The organism is Reichenbachiella ulvae (assembly GCF_025833875.1).
GTDB lineage: Bacteria > Bacteroidota > Bacteroidia > Cytophagales > Cyclobacteriaceae > Reichenbachiella > Reichenbachiella ulvae.
This window is the reverse complement of the sequence record NZ_JAOYOD010000001.1, coordinates 3,131,690-3,148,798: the sequence shown is the minus strand read 5'-3', so window position 1 is coordinate 3,148,798 and position 17,109 is coordinate 3,131,690. Positions and strand designations below refer to the sequence as shown.

The 17,109-nt window shown below is 40.5% G+C and carries 10 protein-coding genes; 9 read left to right on the top strand and 1 reads right to left on the bottom strand.

Annotation, left to right across the window (positions count from 1 at the left end):
* The first annotated feature begins 7 nt into the window (after positions 1 to 7).
* The gene (locus tag N7U62_RS12415) at positions 8 to 3,520 is read left to right on the top strand and encodes a DUF6443 domain-containing protein (protein WP_264138298.1); all 3,513 of its coding nucleotides are present in this window, start codon (positions 8 to 10) and stop codon (positions 3,518 to 3,520) included.
* Positions 3,520 to 4,269 (top strand): hypothetical protein, encoded by a 750-nt coding sequence (locus tag N7U62_RS12410; protein WP_264138297.1) that lies wholly within the window; start codon positions 3,520 to 3,522, stop codon positions 4,267 to 4,269. The genes N7U62_RS12415 and N7U62_RS12410 overlap by 1 nt, the downstream gene beginning before the upstream one ends.
* Positions 4,270 to 4,305: 36 nt before the next feature.
* Here N7U62_RS12410 and N7U62_RS12405 read toward each other — a convergent pair whose 3' ends face one another.
* The gene (locus N7U62_RS12405; RefSeq protein WP_264138296.1) at positions 4,306 to 4,479 is read right to left on the bottom strand and encodes a DNA-binding protein; all 174 of its coding nucleotides are present in this window, start codon (positions 4,477 to 4,479) and stop codon (positions 4,306 to 4,308) included.
* Positions 4,480 to 5,082: 603 nt separating this feature from the next.
* On the opposite strand from N7U62_RS12405, the gene N7U62_RS12400 reads away from it, so the two are divergent.
* From N7U62_RS12400 to N7U62_RS12370, 7 genes are all read left to right on the top strand, one after another.
* Positions 5,083 to 6,084: a tail fiber protein gene (locus N7U62_RS12400; RefSeq protein WP_264138295.1), complete on the top strand. Its 1,002-nt coding sequence runs from the start codon at positions 5,083 to 5,085 to the stop codon at positions 6,082 to 6,084.
* A gap of 147 nt (positions 6,085 to 6,231) precedes the next feature.
* Positions 6,232 to 7,095, top strand: coding sequence for a hypothetical protein (locus tag N7U62_RS12395; RefSeq protein WP_264138294.1), 864 nt, complete (start codon positions 6,232 to 6,234; stop codon positions 7,093 to 7,095).
* A complete protein-coding gene (locus tag N7U62_RS12390) occupies positions 7,095 to 8,291 on the top strand; it encodes a hypothetical protein (RefSeq protein WP_264138293.1) in 1,197 nt (398 codons plus the stop codon). Before N7U62_RS12395 ends, N7U62_RS12390 begins: the two co-directional genes overlap by 1 nt.
* Positions 8,281 to 9,096 carry a hypothetical protein gene (locus tag N7U62_RS12385; RefSeq protein WP_264138292.1) on the top strand — a complete coding sequence of 272 codons (816 nt, stop codon included), beginning with the start codon at positions 8,281 to 8,283 and terminating at the stop codon, positions 9,094 to 9,096. The genes N7U62_RS12390 and N7U62_RS12385 overlap by 11 nt, the downstream gene beginning before the upstream one ends.
* Complete coding sequence (locus tag N7U62_RS12380; protein ID WP_264138291.1) at positions 9,089 to 10,204, top strand: hypothetical protein; 1,116 nt, start codon at positions 9,089 to 9,091, stop codon at positions 10,202 to 10,204. The genes N7U62_RS12385 and N7U62_RS12380 overlap by 8 nt, the downstream gene beginning before the upstream one ends.
* Positions 10,176 to 13,613, top strand: a complete 3,438-nt coding sequence (locus N7U62_RS12375; protein ID WP_264138290.1) for an RHS repeat domain-containing protein — start codon at positions 10,176 to 10,178, stop codon at positions 13,611 to 13,613. Before N7U62_RS12380 ends, N7U62_RS12375 begins: the two co-directional genes overlap by 29 nt.
* Positions 13,614 to 13,625: 12 nt before the next feature.
* Positions 13,626 to 17,108, top strand: a complete 3,483-nt coding sequence (locus tag N7U62_RS12370) for a DUF6443 domain-containing protein (protein WP_264138289.1) — start codon at positions 13,626 to 13,628, stop codon at positions 17,106 to 17,108.
* Position 17,109: the final 1 nt, after the last annotated feature.

Sequence of the window (17,109 nt, the reverse complement as noted above, 5' to 3'; positions counted from 1 at the left end):
CCTAACTATGAAGAAATTAGCGATGAAACAACCAATCCTAATCCTAGTGCTATTGATGACTGGTCTTCAAGGCTGGGCTCAAGATGAGAACTATGTACGAAGTACCCAATACCGTGCCACTAACGCTGGTTCTGCAGTAGTAACTGAGCAGTATTTCGACGGCTTAGGCAGACCGACCCAGACAGTGGCCAAGAGTCAATCGCCTGAGAATAAGGATATAGTCAGTGTAGTGACGTATGATGATTTTGGGCGCCAAGACACTGTCTATTTGCCCTATACGCGAACTTCTGCAGTGGGCTCAGATACCAACTGGGAAACCAATATTGATGACTTTTATTCGGCTACAGAAGATGGAGTAGCGAATGAAGCAACCAACTATTATAGTCATGTGACCTATGAACCCTCACCTCTCAACCGAGTGACTCAGCAATATGGCCCAGGTAGTGCTTGGAGTAGCCGTCCAGTAGAGATGAGCTACGAGACCGTAGGAGCCAGTGAGGTTAAACTCTGGCAACTGGACCCATCGGGACTACCCGAGCAAAATGGCCATTTTGCCGCAGGTAGTTTGTACAAGAATATAACGGAAGATGAAAACAACCATGAAGTAGTGGAATACATAGACAAGCAGGGTCGTACCATACTCAAACGAGTAGAAGATGAACAAAGCAATGGCCTTACTACAGATGATTGGCTGGATACCTACTATGTTTATGATGATTTTGGTAACCTACGCTATGTTCTACCTCCTTACATTACAAGAAAGAATGTACCAATTAATGTGGCAGACGATGATAATCAATACCATGATGAAGATTTCTTTATAGATGAACCAGATTTTGGAGGAGGAGAGGTGTATGTTAGCGAAGCGCATTCGATCACACTAGGACCTGGCTTTAGTTTTACTGCCACTAGCAATAAGAGCTTTCTGGCCGCTACTGGTCATCCTGCGATTCGCTATGGTAAGTTCAAAGACCTGGCCTTCGAGTATCTCTATGATGAGCGCCAGCGCATGATTGCCAAGAAGGTGCCTGGTGCAGACTGGGTCTACATGGTCTATGATCAATGGGATAGACTGGTGCTGACACAGGATGGCAACCAACGAAGTGCCAATGAATGGACCTTTACCAAATATGACCAATTCAATCGTCCGGTGATGACAGGTATCACGACAGATACCCGCTCAAGAGACCAGATCCAGAAAGACTTGAAAAGCCAAAGTGCTTCGGCCCGCTACGTGAGTCGTGGAGGAAGTATACATGAATACAACAATGTCGGCTATCCTAGCGTATCTAACAATGATGTGCTGACAGTGACCTACTATGACAGTTATCCGAGTTTTATGAATAGCTACACATTTGAAGAACTAAATGATGGCTATCCAGATAGTGATGATGTGAACCCAAAGCTAAAAGGCCAGGTAACCGCCTCAAAAACAAAGGTGCTGGATGGAACCAATACTTATTTAAAATCTGTGATCTACTACGATGACAAATATCGCCCGATTCAGACTTTTACAGAAAACCATATGGGAGGCTATGATCAAGTGACCAATAAGTACCTCTTCTCAGGGGAAGTAGAAAAGACGAAACGCTATCACAGCTCATCAATTGTGTCTAAAAATATAGAAGAGATCTATACCTACGACCATGTGGGTAGACTGGAGTCCACCCTTACGATCATAGATGGTAAAAGCAGTACTGTGGCGATGAGCTACAACGAACTGGGAGAGCTCACTGCCAAAGATCTGGCAGGGATACAAAATGTAGACTATGCCTACAACATCCGAGGCTGGCTGACCAAAATCAACAATGGAACGACCAGTGGAACTGATAAGTTCGGGATGGAGTTGACCTATATAGATACTTCCTTGCCAGTAGCTGATAGGCAGTACAATGGTAATATCTCCAAGATGAAATGGAAAAGCTTAGGCGGTGATAATACCAATGATCAAACCTATACTTATACCTACGATCCTGTCAATCGACTAAAGGGAGCCACATATTCGAGTGCAAATAAGGGCGGGCATTATGATGTAAGTAATATTACTTATGATGCCAATGGAAATATCCATGACTTAACAAGGAAAATGGGGGGGCATGAAATCGACGTGTTGGACTATGATTATTACGAATCAACAAGCCCGAATAGACTAAGTAAAGTGAGCGATGGAGCTGCTGCCAATCACAAGGCTAAAGGCTTTAAGGATGGAACCAACTCTGGTAATGACTATGCATATGATGCGAATGGTAATATGATCTCTGACGCCAACAAAGGCATCAGCAGCATCACTTATAACTATATGAACCTACCTCAGTCGGTAGTAACACCAGGTGGTACTGTGACCTATACTTATGATGCTGCGGGAACGAAACTTAAAAAGGTTTTTGGCAATGATACAACTGAATATGTAGGCGGTATTCACTATGAAATGAGTCAATTACCAGAGGAAACTGAGCCAACTTTGAAACTTTCTTTTATTCAAACAGCTGAGGGTAGATACAATTATACCACCAGCCAATACGAGTACAACCTGACCGATCACCTGGGCAATGTGAGAGTGACAGTATCGAAAGAAAATCAATCTGTAATAATCACACAGACGGATGATTACTATCCTTTTGGTTTGACATTCAACTCCTTCAATAATGATAACAAATATCTCTATAATGGGAAGGAGCTACAAGACGAGACTGGATGGCTTGATTACGGGGCTAGAATGATGGATCCTACAATTGGAAGATTCCTTCAAATAGATCCACTTGCTAATGTTATGCAAGAGTCTTGGAATCCATATCACTATGTAAAGAATAATCCAATAAAGTATATTGATCCAACTGGTATGATTTGGAAAGATCAGAAAGAGGCTGATGATTTAATTGACAAAGTTCTGAATAGATTAGGTAGCGTAATTGAATCTAGGGCAAAAGCACAATATAAACTTAATAATGACAGTGGTTTGAGTGACAAGCAAAAATCTAAACTTCAGAAGAAGATTGATAAACTTGATGGCAGGGTAGAAAGCTTACAAGGAACGATCTCAGATGTTGTAGCGCTTGGAGCGGATCAGGATCATGTTTATGATTTAGTTAGTGGAGACAATCAAGGTAGTGGTAAGCATGGGGTTACTCAGGGAGAAGATGGGGTAATTAATATTTATGGTTCGAACGATGGATTGCATGTGCATGAAATTAAACATGTGTCTTTGTCGCTTGTATCTGCCGAAGGTTTATCCTTTGATAAGAATAATAATTTGCTTGGAACGAGTCCGGAAACTTATGGTGCTGATGATGAAGTAGCGGGATACAAAGCTCAATATGGTTACACGGGAAGCGGTCCAGGTGCTGCTGAAACAAGATGGGGAGTCATTGAAAATATAGCAAACTTGAAAGATGATAATGGTAACTATGTGTACCCTGATATCAGAAATAAAGTGTACTTGCGAAGACAGCAAGGAATACGAGCTTCTGAAAAGTATCAAAAGAAAATCCAGAAAGGCAAGACTGTAAAGTTTAAACAGTAATGAGAGGATTATTAGTAGCGCTATTATTAAGCCTATCACTTGAAGGACTTGTAGCTCAAAACATTGAGGGGGCATATGTTCATGACGAAATGGATAATATCAAGCTTTATTTAAGTGAAGATTTGTTTTTATTTATCGATACTCACGAGACCTCTCATTTAGCACTTTTTCATTGTAGTGATACTCTAGCTTTTGGTTATTGGGAAAGGGATGAGAATGTATCTTCCTTTATTAAGCTTTACACGAATCCAATGCAACTAGCTTCATTGATCGAAATGCAGGTTAATGAGCAGGTTGTTGAATCAACGGATAGTACGTACTTCTTGATCAGAAACCCAATTGAAGAAGTACATGAAAAGTACAATAAGGAGAATGATAGAGCTAGGGTTCTTTATTACACAATCTCTGTTGAGACTAATAGAACTCAGATTGACTATCAAGTGAATCTGGCTAGGTTTTATTCAAACACAATAGTTCTAGGGTTACCAAAAGATGTATTTGTTAAGAGTTTTGAGATTACAGCTCATCCAGTAAATAGTACATTTGGTTGGAGACCTAACATGCCACCAAATTACGTTTCAACCATGAGATATGAAGTGACAAATCCACAATCGAATCAGTTTGTAATTGATATCCCAGAATTAACGGCTTGTTACTTGAGTACTCTTCGGTTAAATGGTGACTTTGTAAAAGTTTTAAGCAAGAATGAGCTCGAATGGGACGGACATATTTACACTAAGAAGAAATGAACGAAAGCCCAATCAGAAATGGTTGGGCTTTTGTTTTTACAGGCTTTTGAGCTTGACATTCTTGATTAGAGCATCCAGTGTGTAAAGGATATGGTTTTTATCTTCATCAGAGAAGGAGGCAATATCCTCTAATCGTTTGACTGTCTTCTTATCAAAAGCAGCGTTTTGCCCTTCACCTACTAAGTAATCCAGCGACCCCGTTCCCGCCATGCTCTGCATGGTGGATATGCGGTAATGAAGGTTTAGAACCTTAAATGTGAAGCTATTTTGTTAATTCTCATCCTACTCGGTCACAATTCCAGATGGCATCCCGATCGGTCGCATTTCCGAATGCGACTAAAACCTTTTGAGGCATTTTCAATGCCTGCAGTATGATAATCATAAAAAGCCGAAATCAAAATATGAGATTTGCTTTCGGCTTTTTTGTAACCAAAGGAATGATCAGTGAAGAGGATGGAAACCCACCCACCAGCATCCTAAGTATATCTGGATTAAGTCTACTACTATTCCATTTTGGAAATCCTAAACCTCTGAAAACTAAGTGTTATCAGACGTATTTGTGGAAAAGTAATCTGTCTTGAATTTGACATTGTCGGACTTGAGACTTATTATAGCGGCAGCATTTCTGAGAACAATTATTACTGCAAAAATGAAGATGAGCACCGCGTGCTCCAGTAATAAGTATGAGCAAGAAAGAGTCATGAACCAACCACATATCCCTACATTTTACCCGCCCTTTTCGTCGATACTGCTATGTGCTAGCGACAGTTCCGTAGGGCATCTATTATCCATTTTTTTAATCCACTATCCATTATGAAAAACCAAATGAAATATTTGTTGGTGTTGTTGTTTGCAATATGTCTAGTTAACGCCAGTATAGCCCAGAATTGGAATGATACTGGAGATACTAGTACGACAGATGATAATATAAAGGTCAATGGCTATCTAATGGGCTATGATGTGAGTGATCATTTAAAATTATTTGTAGACAATGCTGGGGAATATTCTAGGATTCAGTGGGGAGATGATAAATCTGATCGTCTCAGTTTTTACTTTAATTTCCATGACGGTACTAGTAGTGATAGAGAGGTTATGACCTTGCTGTCCAATGGAAAGGTTGGGATTGGTAAGGTTGCCCCTTCTACTAAATTGGAGGTAAGTGGGTCTGAGACTACCAACCGAATCTCTCAATCAGGAGGGACTTATACTGAGTTGGCTCAAAGAGCCTGGAGTGGAAGTGCAGGTATTTTATTTAGTGCATACGCTTCTAATGGGTATGTCAACGGGGGCTTGGTTACCACAGGAAACACTAAATATAAATTCAATGCACAATCGTTTGGGTCCAGTTATCATGGTGCTAAAATGATTTATACTGACCATTCTAGTATCCGTTTTTATATCAGCCCACCATCTACTGGAGCTGACCAAGATGTTAATTGGGGAACAGCAGTACTGTCCTTATATAGAGGAGGTAAGGTAGGCGTAGGTACTACTAATCCTACATCCATGTTATCGGTAGCTGGTAAAATGGATGCACAGGAAATAAAAGTATTGGTTGGAGCGGGTGTGGCTCCAGACTATGTCTTTGCCGACGACTACAAACTCACCACTTTAGAAGAAACAGCCGAATACATCCAGCAAAACCGTCATTTACCAGAAATCCCTTCTGCCGCAGAGATGGAGGCCAACGGTGTAGAGCTGGGAGAGATGAATATGCTACTGCTAAAGAAGATCGAAGAGTTGACACTGCATTTGATAGAGAAAGATGAACAGCTGAAGAAGGTGAAAGCGAGGTTGGCTGAACTAGAAAAGTAGTCTTAACTGTGATCCATGAGATGTCCGAGATTGACGTTTCATAGGTTGATAAATTAAATACAAAAGTCATCTGAACATCACTAATATCTCAAACATCAAGGTTCAGACGGAGGTACGGATTAGAAAGAATATAGAAAATAATTAGAAATGAAACAGATAATAATGTTCCTTGGTCTAGTATTGCTAGGCCTTCAGTTGATCGCACAACCCGCCGATTCAGAGTGGGGGTACTTTGGTGGAAACGCCTCTGCTAGTGGTTTTGAAAACACTGGGAATACAGCCAATAAATGGATTAGAATTGCAGAGTTGACACTGAATGGTAACTATAATGCAGCCAGTGTCGAAATCACCTTCCATCCTAAAAATTCTAATCATGGGGACTCAAAACATGAGTTGTTTGTAGGCTTTAGGAATAATAAGGTTGGTTTAGAACCCACATATGATATTAGACTTAATCATGTTTATGGTTATAATAAGTCAATTAAAGATGTAAAGGCAGTCCATTACGCGGGAACTGGTACATCTGGAAATAAGATCGCCGTATGGGTGCAAATGTCGGTTAGTTGGTTGTCAAACGTTCCAATAGAGGTTCGAACTATAGGGAGTGTAGATTGCAAAATGACCAATTATATCTATCATGCAACTATTCAAGATACAGGGACTGTTTATGAACTCAACTCCTACTATGGTATGATCAATTCTGTCTTTTATGTCACCGGAACTGTAAAAACCAATGAAGTGAAAGTGGAAGCAACTCAATGGCCGGATTATGTTTTTGAAGAGGGATATGAGTTGCCATCATTAGAAAACACAGCCAACTATATCCAAGAATATGGACATCTGCCGGGGGTGCCTTCAGCGAGCGAGGTGAATGAAAATGGGGTTTCACTTGGGGAGATGAATGAGGTGTTGCTAAAGAAGATCGAAGAGTTGACACTTCATTTGATAGAAAAGGATCAAGAAATCTTAGAAATAAAAAGAGAAATAGAAGCATTAAAAAAGAACCAATAATGAAATTTTATACTATACCACTTTTGTGTTTACTTATAGGCATCAATTGCTATGGACAAACCTCCCTTCCGGACACGGATCCCACCTCGATTCCAGCTGGGGTGACTGTTCAAGGAGGTCCAGGGAATTCAGGTGGATGGACCTATAATTATGGGATGAAATTAACTGCCTGGGGGAGTGGTGCAAGAAATTTCGAATTAATGAATACTGAAAAAACTGCTTCAAGTACACTGGCCTTTCGGACATACAATCCTTCTTCCAATCTTTGGAATCCTTGGAAGGAAATTGTAATGAAAGACCAGTATGGTCATTTCCGTTTCAATGTTAATCCTTACTCATTGGCGTCATCAGAACTTTCAGGTGAAATAATTATCTCAAGTTCAAATCAACCGGGGCAATGGAATTATGGTGGAGCTATTTCATTCACTAAAATAGAAGGTGGTTACAATAATAAGAGAGCCAGCATAGCAGCTATTCAAACGGGTACTGATCCTGATAACGTGGGGTTGGCATTTTTTACACATACCAACACTGCCGCAGATCCTCTTGTACAGCAAGTAGTAATAAATGGAAGTGGTAATATGGGGATAGGTACAAAATCACCTTCAAGCAAATTAGAAATTAAGAATCATGGAGAAGGAGCTAGTCTTTTGAAACTAAGCTCGGAAAGGCCATGGCAATTTATGCAAACAGGGTCTGGTGCAAACACAAATTTAACTTTGAGATCCGAAGTGAATAGCAAAAGTTTTAGAATTGAATCACCGACAGGATTATTGAACTCAATGTTCTTTGTTTCGGATGAAAATTCCAGTAATAAAGTATTAATGGTGCCATATGGAGGACGGGTTGCTATTGGAACCAATGCACCTGACGAGCTCCTCACTGTCAATGGTACCATCCACAGCTCTGAAGTCAGGGTAGACCTGGATGTACCAGCCCCCGACTATGTCTTTGCTGACGATTATCAATTGACTACCCTAGGAGAAACTGCTGTCTACATCGAAGAAAACCATCACCTACCAGAAATCCCTTCTGCTACAGAGATGGAAGCCAATGGGGTAGAGCTGGGCGAAATGAATATGCTACTGCTAAAGAAGATCGAAGAGTTGACGCTGCATTTGATAGAGAAGGAAAAGAATGAGCAGGAAATGCTAAGAAGAATTGAAAACCTAGAACAGAAAATAAATGAAAGGTAAACTAACTATAATGATACTGTTATTGCTGCCTTTGCTTGCAAGTGGGCAGCTTCATACTGAGGAAGTTACTGCAAGCGGGAGTGGTGATTTAATTGTTCCTTTAGGTAAATACCAAATCGGTGCAAATATCGAAGTGAAGTTTAGAGCTTCTGGTGGATGGGCAGAGGATGGAGGGATTTATCATATAGCGGCTGATTGGGGTAGAGTACCTGTAGTGGTTTTTAGATCTGAAAGCTCCAGCGCAGATCGACTGATATTTTATTCCTATGTAGCCCCCAGTTCTAATTCGTGGTGCTATCTGTATGCTGAATGGATTAATGGATCCCCTGGTAAGAGCAGTAGCAATAATTTATTCTTTAGTATCAATTCTAAATCACCCATATTAGTTAATTCCCACGGAGATTTTAGTCAAGCCGTTGAACTATCTACAGTATTATCCATTGCTTCGACTAACAAGAATGTAGGAATTGGCATTAAAAACCCTGATGAAAAATTAGCGGTCAATGGAACCATTCGCTCCAAGGAGGTAAAGGTAGAAGCCACCAACTGGCCCGACTATGTATTTGCTGACGACTACAAACTCACCACTCTAGAAGAAACCGCCGAATACATCGAGCAAAACCGTCATTTACCAGAGGTGCCATCCGCCGCAGAGATGGAATCCAATGGGGTAGAGCTGGGAGAGATGAATATGCTTTTGCTTAAGAAGATCGAAGAGTTGACTTTGCACCTCATTCGACTTGAGCAAGAAAACAAAGAACAAAACCAATTGATTAAAGAACTAAAGGAACAGCAAAATGACTAAGAAAATACTATTCGTAATACTAGTGGCTAGTGTGCCCTTGTTTAGTAATGGACAAACTCATTCATCAACCGTGAGTATTGAAAGGGTTTCTGAAACTATGATCAAACTGCAAGACAGTGATGGAAACTATACCGGATACTGGACCATGAACGACGGCCTGGGTAACATGGCCATTAAGCTAGGTAATGACCATGATGGAAAATACACCTTTTCTGGAGATGGTGCTGCAGAGATCCTTTGGGGTGCACATAATCAGGATGGGTACATCAGCCTCAATGCAGCCAATACAGGTACGCTAGGCAGTAATGTTATTTATAATGTAGGATTATTATTAGAATCCAGTACCCGATCACTGAATATAGGAAGCCCAGGTAATTCTACGGGGTTGACAAAGGGAAATGGTTTCAAGATTGCGGATTATAATGGTGTGCTTTATACACACCAATTAGCTGCGAGATCAGGGGCTTTGGATATAAATATGGGGGATAAAGATGGTAATTTGACCCTGTATGATGCGAATGGAACGGCTCATGTCTTCGGGGATGACGAAAGCGGAGAGACCAATGGGATTGTATTAAGAACCACAACAAATCCAGCCGATGGTGAAGCGATTTTCACTGTAGAGTCCGAAGGTTTTTCTGAAAGATTAAGGGTGGAACACTATGGAGCACTTTTGACGACCAATTATCTTCATGTAAAAAATGATGCGAACAAACGAAACACGATTAATGGAAATACTTATTTCGAGGATAAAGTATCGATAGGTACAGCTAATTATGTTGGGTCGCACAAGCTGCTAGTTGATGGCTCTGCGGCTTTTGAAGAGGTGAAAGTAGAGGTCTCAGGCAACTGGCCCGACTATGTCTTTGCTGACGATTATCAACTCACCACTTTAGAAGAAACAGCTGCCTACATCGAAGAAAACCATCACCTCCCAGAGATTCCCTCTGCCGCAGAGATGGAAGCCAATGGCGTAGAATTGGGAGAGATGAACATGCTCTTGCTGAAGAAGATAGAGGAGTTGACTTTGCACGTGATCGAGCAGCAGAAACAGATTGAAGAATTGAGATTGTACATAAATGATAAAAAAGAGAATGATGAGAAATAATAATGTTTCGATAACTGTGCGCATTTCAAAAACTGTTCGAGTGACTTTTTTGATTTTCTTAGTCAACTTTTTTGTTGGTAGTGCCTTGAAGGCTCAATTCAATACCCCTTTTGAAAATGTGATTCCTGCCTCGCCTGATGCGAGTTCATTAGGTAAATATGGGGAAATGCCTATCAATCTGCATAATGGCGCTGTTTCAGTAGATATTCCTTTGGGAAATATGTTGCTTGGAGACATGCAATTACCTATTTCTTTATCTTATCATACTTCTGGGATTAGAGTTGGTGATGTAGCTTCTCGAGTCGGCTTGGGCTGGTCATTAAATGCAGGAGGAGTGATTACAAGGAGTATAAGGGGAGTTGATGATCTATTAGGGAAAGGGATTTACGTGGAGAATTATTATGAGAATCATAATAACCATTACGAATTAGGGATGGAAATTTATTCTGGAAATAAAGATGGAGAACCAGATATCTTTTCATTTAATGTAGGAGGTTATTCAGGGAGATTTGTTTTAACTCATGATCATCAAGTGAGATTGCTTGAATATCAAAATATTGTTATAAAAACTCCCCAAGAAACGGGTGTAGGATGGGAAATAATTACGCCGGATGGGCTTATTTATAAGTTCACTGATGTTGAAAGAACAAATACATATCCTAGTTCTGGTGGCGGTGTTTTGAATGTTAGTACTTCATGGTTTTTATCCGAAATAGAACATCCCAATAGAATTGATAGAATGTATTTCAATTATGAAGATGAAACAACAATGGATAGAGCTGTCTTTTCTGAAACTTTATATCAAAGTATTTTCAGCTTCGGAACAAATCAATATACCGAGTTAGATACTGAGAATAATACTAGGTTTCAAATTCTATCTAAAAGATTGTCCACAGTTGATTTTCCTAATGGAAGCATTGAATTAGTTTCTGAGGATTATAGAAAAGATCTACAAGGGTCAAAAGTTTATAATAAAATCTTATTTAAAGATGAATTTGACAATGTAACTAAATCGTTCAAGCTGAAATATAAATATTTCAATGGGTCAGCTCTAGTTGATTTTTCAGCTGGTTCAGAAACAAATGTTTCAAACCCAAATTTACGCCTTGTTTTAGCTGAAGTGATTCAAATTGATAATAGTGGAATAGAATTAAATAAATATACTTTAGAATATGAAGATCAGGTATGGTTACCTAATAGGTTAGAATCTAGGGCTGTTGACCATTGGGGGTATTATAATGGTGAAGACTCTAATACTTTGTTAATTCCAGGGTTTAATGGTGTTAATCGTAGCGCTGTTTGGCCATTTGTAAAGGCTGGTTCACTTAAGAAAATCACATATCCAACCGGAGGAAGTACTAATTTTGGTTATGAAATAAATAAATCTTCTGATCATGGTTTGCCCAATCAAATTGAAACTGTGGTATCTAAGGTTATCATAGGGTCTTGCAATTTGCTAAAACCAAATTCTTTTACAATTGATGATGTTGTCGATTCAGAGGCACCAGTTGTAATAGAGCTAACAGGAGGTCCTTGGATTTTTGATGAAGATTCTCCAGTAACTTCATGTGGTACCGTCACTAAACAGGTGAGAGTTGGTGATATTGATTCTCAAATATTTTTTAAGATTTTTGAATTAAATGATCTAGTAAATCCAGTTTATACTTCAGGCGAAGAACACACATTAGGGGCACAACTTGAAGCTCCGGATCATACATCAATTACCTTACCTAATGGGACTTATGTCATTAAACCCTATACCAGATGTGAAACAAACTGTAGAGAGGCTGTCGCATCTGATATGGTACTGTATGGTAGTTATACTTTTTCTGTAAAGGCGTTGGTGGAAAGAGAATATGTTAGCTCAGGTGAAATTAACGTAGGAGGTCTTAGGATACAATCTGTAATAAATAAGGATGAATTTGGAGAAATTAGTAGTCAAAAAAACTATAGTTATACTTTAGAAAATAGTTCTGAGTCCTCTGGGTATGTAAGTTATATCCCTGCTTATTGGTATGATAGAATGAGGAGAACTGAAACAGGAGATATTGCCGTTGTTGAATATAGTTCACAAGGTATGCACTCAGCATCTCAAATTGGCTCTTCACATATTGGCTATAAGAGAGTTGTGGAAAGTTCCCCTGGAAATGGTAGTACAGAGAATTACTACTCCCATGAACCAACCTTTTATCCTCAATCCAAAAGAATAATCTATTTGGATGGAGACTTTAGTGGTGATATTCGTTTAAGTTATCCCGTCAATGTCTTTCCTTTTGCCTCTGGTATGTTCGCTTCATGGAAAAGATCACAATTACAAAGGCAGGTTTTTAAAAATAGTAATGGTGAAGTAGTGAAGGAATTGAATTATTTTTATGATAATACCTCTTTTACAAATGAAGATGATTATTTGTATGGTATTAAATTAATTAACCGAGGCCCTGATGCCGCAAATCCAATTTTTTCTTTTCAGATCTATCGCATTTTTGAGGGAGCAGGAAAGTTGACTCAAAGTATCGAATATTTGTATGAAAATGGAGAACGAAAAGAAACCAAGAATATCAATTATCAATACGAAAATTCAGAGCACCTTTTGGTAACCAAGGAGACTTCATCTCTATCAAATGGAAAGGTTTTGTTGACTCAGTATTTATATCCTGAAGATTTTTCTAATTCAAATGATGGCACTTTTATTTCTGCGATGAAGGAGGCCAATATTGTTGAGAAACCGGTAGAGACGGTCAATTTAATTATGGATACTAACGAAGAAAATGTTAGGGTTCTTTCTGGTCAGTTGATTACATATCATCAAGGAAGTAATGTTGGTAGGCCTCATCAAATTAGAACTGTGGAATTGGAATCCAGTTTGCCTTTAGAAAACTTTAAGTTTTCAAATCAGCTGGTAACCGGCTACATTCCTAGTGGTCAAGAGGGTGGTTTTCAAATTGAAAACATTGATAATAGTTACTCTAAAGTTATTGTTGAATTTGATTTTGATAATAGTGGGAACATACGTGAAAAGCAAAATAGAGATGGAAGTTATACTTCCTTCATCTGGGGCTATGAAGATAGCTATCCAGTGGCCAAGATAGAAGGAGCCAGTTATTCAAGCATATCTGGATATGTCAGTAATATAAAATCCAAGTCCAATCTGGACGATGATACATGTCGGGGAACTTCTGGTTGTGATGAAGCCAATTTAAGAGCGGCCTTAAATGCTTTGCGCAATGGTGTAAGTGGAGCCATGGTCACCACCTATACCTACGATCCATTGGTAGGAATGACCAGTCAAACCGACTCGAACGGCAGGACGACCTACTACGAATATGATGATTTTGGCAGACTGGAACGTGTGATTGATGATGAGGGGAATCCAGTGTCGGCCTACGAGTACAATTACAAAAACCAATAAACCAGCCTAACGATGAAGAAATTAGCGATGAAACAACCAATCCTAATCCTAGTGCTATTGATGACTGGTCTTCAAGGCTGGGCTCAAGATGAGAACTATGTACGAAGTACCCAATACCGTGCCACTAACGCTGGTTCTGCAGTAGTAACTGAGCAGTATTTCGACGGTTTAGGCAGACCCACCCAGACAGTAGCCAAGAGTCAATCGCCTACTAATAAGGATATAGTCAGTGTAGTGACCTATGATGACTATGGACGCCAGGAAAAGACTTATTTGCCCTACACGCGAACTTCTGCAGTGGGCTCAGATGCTAACTGGGAGACGAATGTGGATACTTTCTATGACAATATGTTTGGGAATAATGAAGGAAGTCATGCCTTTTCTCAATCCGTGTATGAACCTTCACCTCTCAACCGGGTCATTGAACAGCATGGTCCAGGGAGTGCATGGAGTAGCCGTCCAGTAGAGATGAGCTACGAGATCGTAGGAGCCAGTGAAGTCAAACTCTGGCAACTGGATCCATCGGGACTACCCGAGCAAAATGGGAACTATGCGGCAGGTAGCTTGTACAAGAATGTGACCGAAGATGAAAACAACAATGAAGTAGTGGAATACATAGACAAGCAAGGTCGAACTGTACTCAAACGAGTAGAAGATGAACAAAGCAATGGTTCTACCGCAGACGACTGGCTGGATACCTACTATGTCTATGACGATTTTGGTAACCTGCGCTATGTGTTGCCACCTAACATCACCAGAGATGGTGTGACAGTGAATGTAGCGGATGAGGATAATCAATATTATGATGAAGATATATTGCTTGACGAACAAGACCCGGGAGGAGAGCTGTTCGTCAGCGAAGCGCATTCGATCACTCTGGCCCCCGGCTTTAGCTTTACCGCTACGGCAAGTAAGAGCTTTCTGGCGGCCACTGGTCATCCTGCGATTCGCTATGGTAAATTCAAAGACCTGGCCTTCGAGTATCTCTATGATGAGCGCCAGCGGATGATCGCCAAGAAGGTGCCTGGTGCAGACTGGGTCTACCTGGTCTATGACCAATGGGATAGACTGGTGCTAACACAGGATGGTAACCAACGAAGTACCAATGAATGGAACTTTACCAAATATGACCAATTCAATCGTCCGGTGATGACAGGTATCACGACAGATACCCGCTCAAGAGACCAGATCCAGAAAGACTTGAAAAGCCAAAGTGCTTCGGCCCGCTACGTGAGTCGAGGAGGAAGTATACATGAATACAACAATGTCGGCTATCCTAGCGTATCTAGCAATGATGTGTTGACAGTAACCTACTATGACAGCTACCCAAGTTTCATGAGTAGCTATGCTTTCGTGGCATTGAGTGGCTATCCACAAAGTGGAGAAAAAAACCTGGCCTTGAAAGGTCAGGTGACTGCCTCAAAAACGAAGGTGCTGGATGGATCCAATACCTATTTGAAATCTGTGATCTACTATGATGATAAATATCGCCCGATTCAGACTTTTACAGAAAACCATCTGGGAGGCTATGACCGAGTGACCAATAAGTATCTCTTCTCAGGGGAAGTCCAAAAGACGAAACGCTATCACAAGAAAACCTCAGGGTCTGCAGTGAAGCACATAGAGGAGATCTATACCTACGACCATGTGGGTAGACTGGAGACCACTCGTACGATCATAGATGGTAAAAGCAGTACTGTGGCGATGAGCTACAACGAACTGGGAGAGCTAACTACCAAAGACCTGGCAGGCATACAAAATGTAGACTATGACTACAACATCCGAGGCTGGCTGACCAAAATCAACAATGGAACGACCAGTGGAACTGATAAGTTCGGGATGACACTCAAATATCAAGATGCGACGAATCCACAATACAATGGCAACATCGGAGAGATGAGCTGGAGGAGTCTGGGCGGAACCAATACTACAACTCAGACCTACAAGTATAGCTACGATCATGTGAACCGCATCAAAACTGCAGTCTACTCAAGCTCTAATACAGGGCTGAATGGAGACTTCACGGTGAATGGCATCAGCTATGACGCGAATGGCAACATCAAGAGCCTGAGAAGGTACATGGATGGAAGTGAGATCGATGAGCTGACCTATAGCTACGAAACAGGCAGCCCAAACCGTCTGGCGAAAGTAACAGATGCGGGATCTGGAACGAAATCGAAAGGTTTCGACAATGGCAGCTCAGGGACGGGTACAGACTACAGCTATGACGCCAATGGAAACATGATCTCTGACGCCAATAAAGGTATCAGCAGTATCACTTACAACTACCTGAATCTACCTCAGACAGTGGTAACGCCAGATGGATCAGTGACCTACACCTACGATGCAGTGGGTATGAAACTTCAAAAGGTAGCAGTTTCAGGTAATAACACAACGACTACCGACTACATAGGAGGTGTTCACTACCTGGATGGAGCGTTGGACTTTGTACAGCATGCAGAGGGTAGATACAAATATACCACCAGCCAATACGAGTACAACCTGACTGATCACTTGGGTAATGTAAGAGTGACTGTCAATGAATCTGGCACAGTTGTGCAGGCGGATGATTACTATCCTTTTGGGCTAACCTTTAATAGCTACTCATCGGGTACAGAAAACCTTTACAAATACAACGGGAAGGAGGAACAGAAGGAAATTGGTTTGTTAGATTATGGATTTAGAATGTTTGATCCTGCATTAGGGAGATTTACAACGATAGACCCTTGGGCTGGAAAATATGTTGATCAAGGGGTTTACAATTATGCGTTTAACAATCCTGTTCGATTTACTGACTTTATGGGGTTAGGTCCTGATGACAAGACTCTGCAGGTAACTTCTACAGATGACAAGGACGTAATAACGGAAACAACAACTACCAAGACTGAAACTACTCGAACTGTTAAAAAGGGGAGCAAGGAGTATACTAAGTTGTTAGGTAAGTCCAAAATATCTGGTAAAAATGGAATTGGAGATGAGATAAAGGTCACTGAAACCACTACTACTACAGTGACTTCTACCGTTGAAATTGAATATGATGCAGATGGCAATGTGACCTCAACATCAGAATACGGATCGACTACAACAGAATCTACAACTAAAGCGACAGTTATGGGGCAAGATGGTAGTGATGCAGGTGGTTTTACCGAAAGCAATACAGCAGCGAGTATTACATTTAACCCTGAATTATCCGCTACACAATCAGCTTTTGTTGGAGAGGCTCAGAGTTACAGAGCAGCGAACGGTGTTTCTATTACTAATAACAATGAGTACGCACAGCAAATAGCAAAACAACAGCAATTAGTTGATGTCCTTGATAACAAATATCTTCCAGCAGCTGGTGCATTACTTTTTAAATATGCGACTAAGAGAAGTTTATATGTTGGAGGAGCTCTACAAGTTTTGCAAATGTCTTCTCAAAGAGGGTTGAAAAATTTAAAATCGAAAGGTGCTCGCAATTCTTGTAATAATTGTACGAAGCAAATCAGGAGGTAAA

What these genes read in the sequence shown, in the direction of transcription:
- N7U62_RS12395 (WP_264138294.1), top strand. Translation starts at nt 6,232, where the DNA reads ATGAAACAGATAATAATGTTCCTTGGTCTAGTATTGCTAGGCCTTCAG.
- N7U62_RS12380 (WP_264138291.1), top strand. Translation starts at nt 9,089, where the DNA reads ATGACTAAGAAAATACTATTCGTAATACTAGTGGCTAGTGTGCCCTTG.
- N7U62_RS12390 (WP_264138293.1), top strand. Translation starts at nt 7,095, where the DNA reads ATGAAATTTTATACTATACCACTTTTGTGTTTACTTATAGGCATCAAT.
- N7U62_RS12415 (WP_264138298.1), top strand. Translation starts at nt 8, where the DNA reads ATGAAGAAATTAGCGATGAAACAACCAATCCTAATCCTAGTGCTATTG.
- N7U62_RS12405 (WP_264138296.1), bottom strand. Translation starts at nt 4,479, where the DNA reads ATGGCGGGAACGGGGTCGCTGGATTACTTAGTAGGTGAAGGGCAAAAC.
- N7U62_RS12400 (WP_264138295.1), top strand. Translation starts at nt 5,083, where the DNA reads ATGAAAAACCAAATGAAATATTTGTTGGTGTTGTTGTTTGCAATATGT.
- N7U62_RS12385 (WP_264138292.1), top strand. Translation starts at nt 8,281, where the DNA reads ATGAAAGGTAAACTAACTATAATGATACTGTTATTGCTGCCTTTGCTT.
- N7U62_RS12370 (WP_264138289.1), top strand. Translation starts at nt 13,626, where the DNA reads ATGAAGAAATTAGCGATGAAACAACCAATCCTAATCCTAGTGCTATTG.
- N7U62_RS12375 (WP_264138290.1), top strand. Translation starts at nt 10,176, where the DNA reads ATGATAAAAAAGAGAATGATGAGAAATAATAATGTTTCGATAACTGTG.
- N7U62_RS12410 (WP_264138297.1), top strand. Translation starts at nt 3,520, where the DNA reads ATGAGAGGATTATTAGTAGCGCTATTATTAAGCCTATCACTTGAAGGA.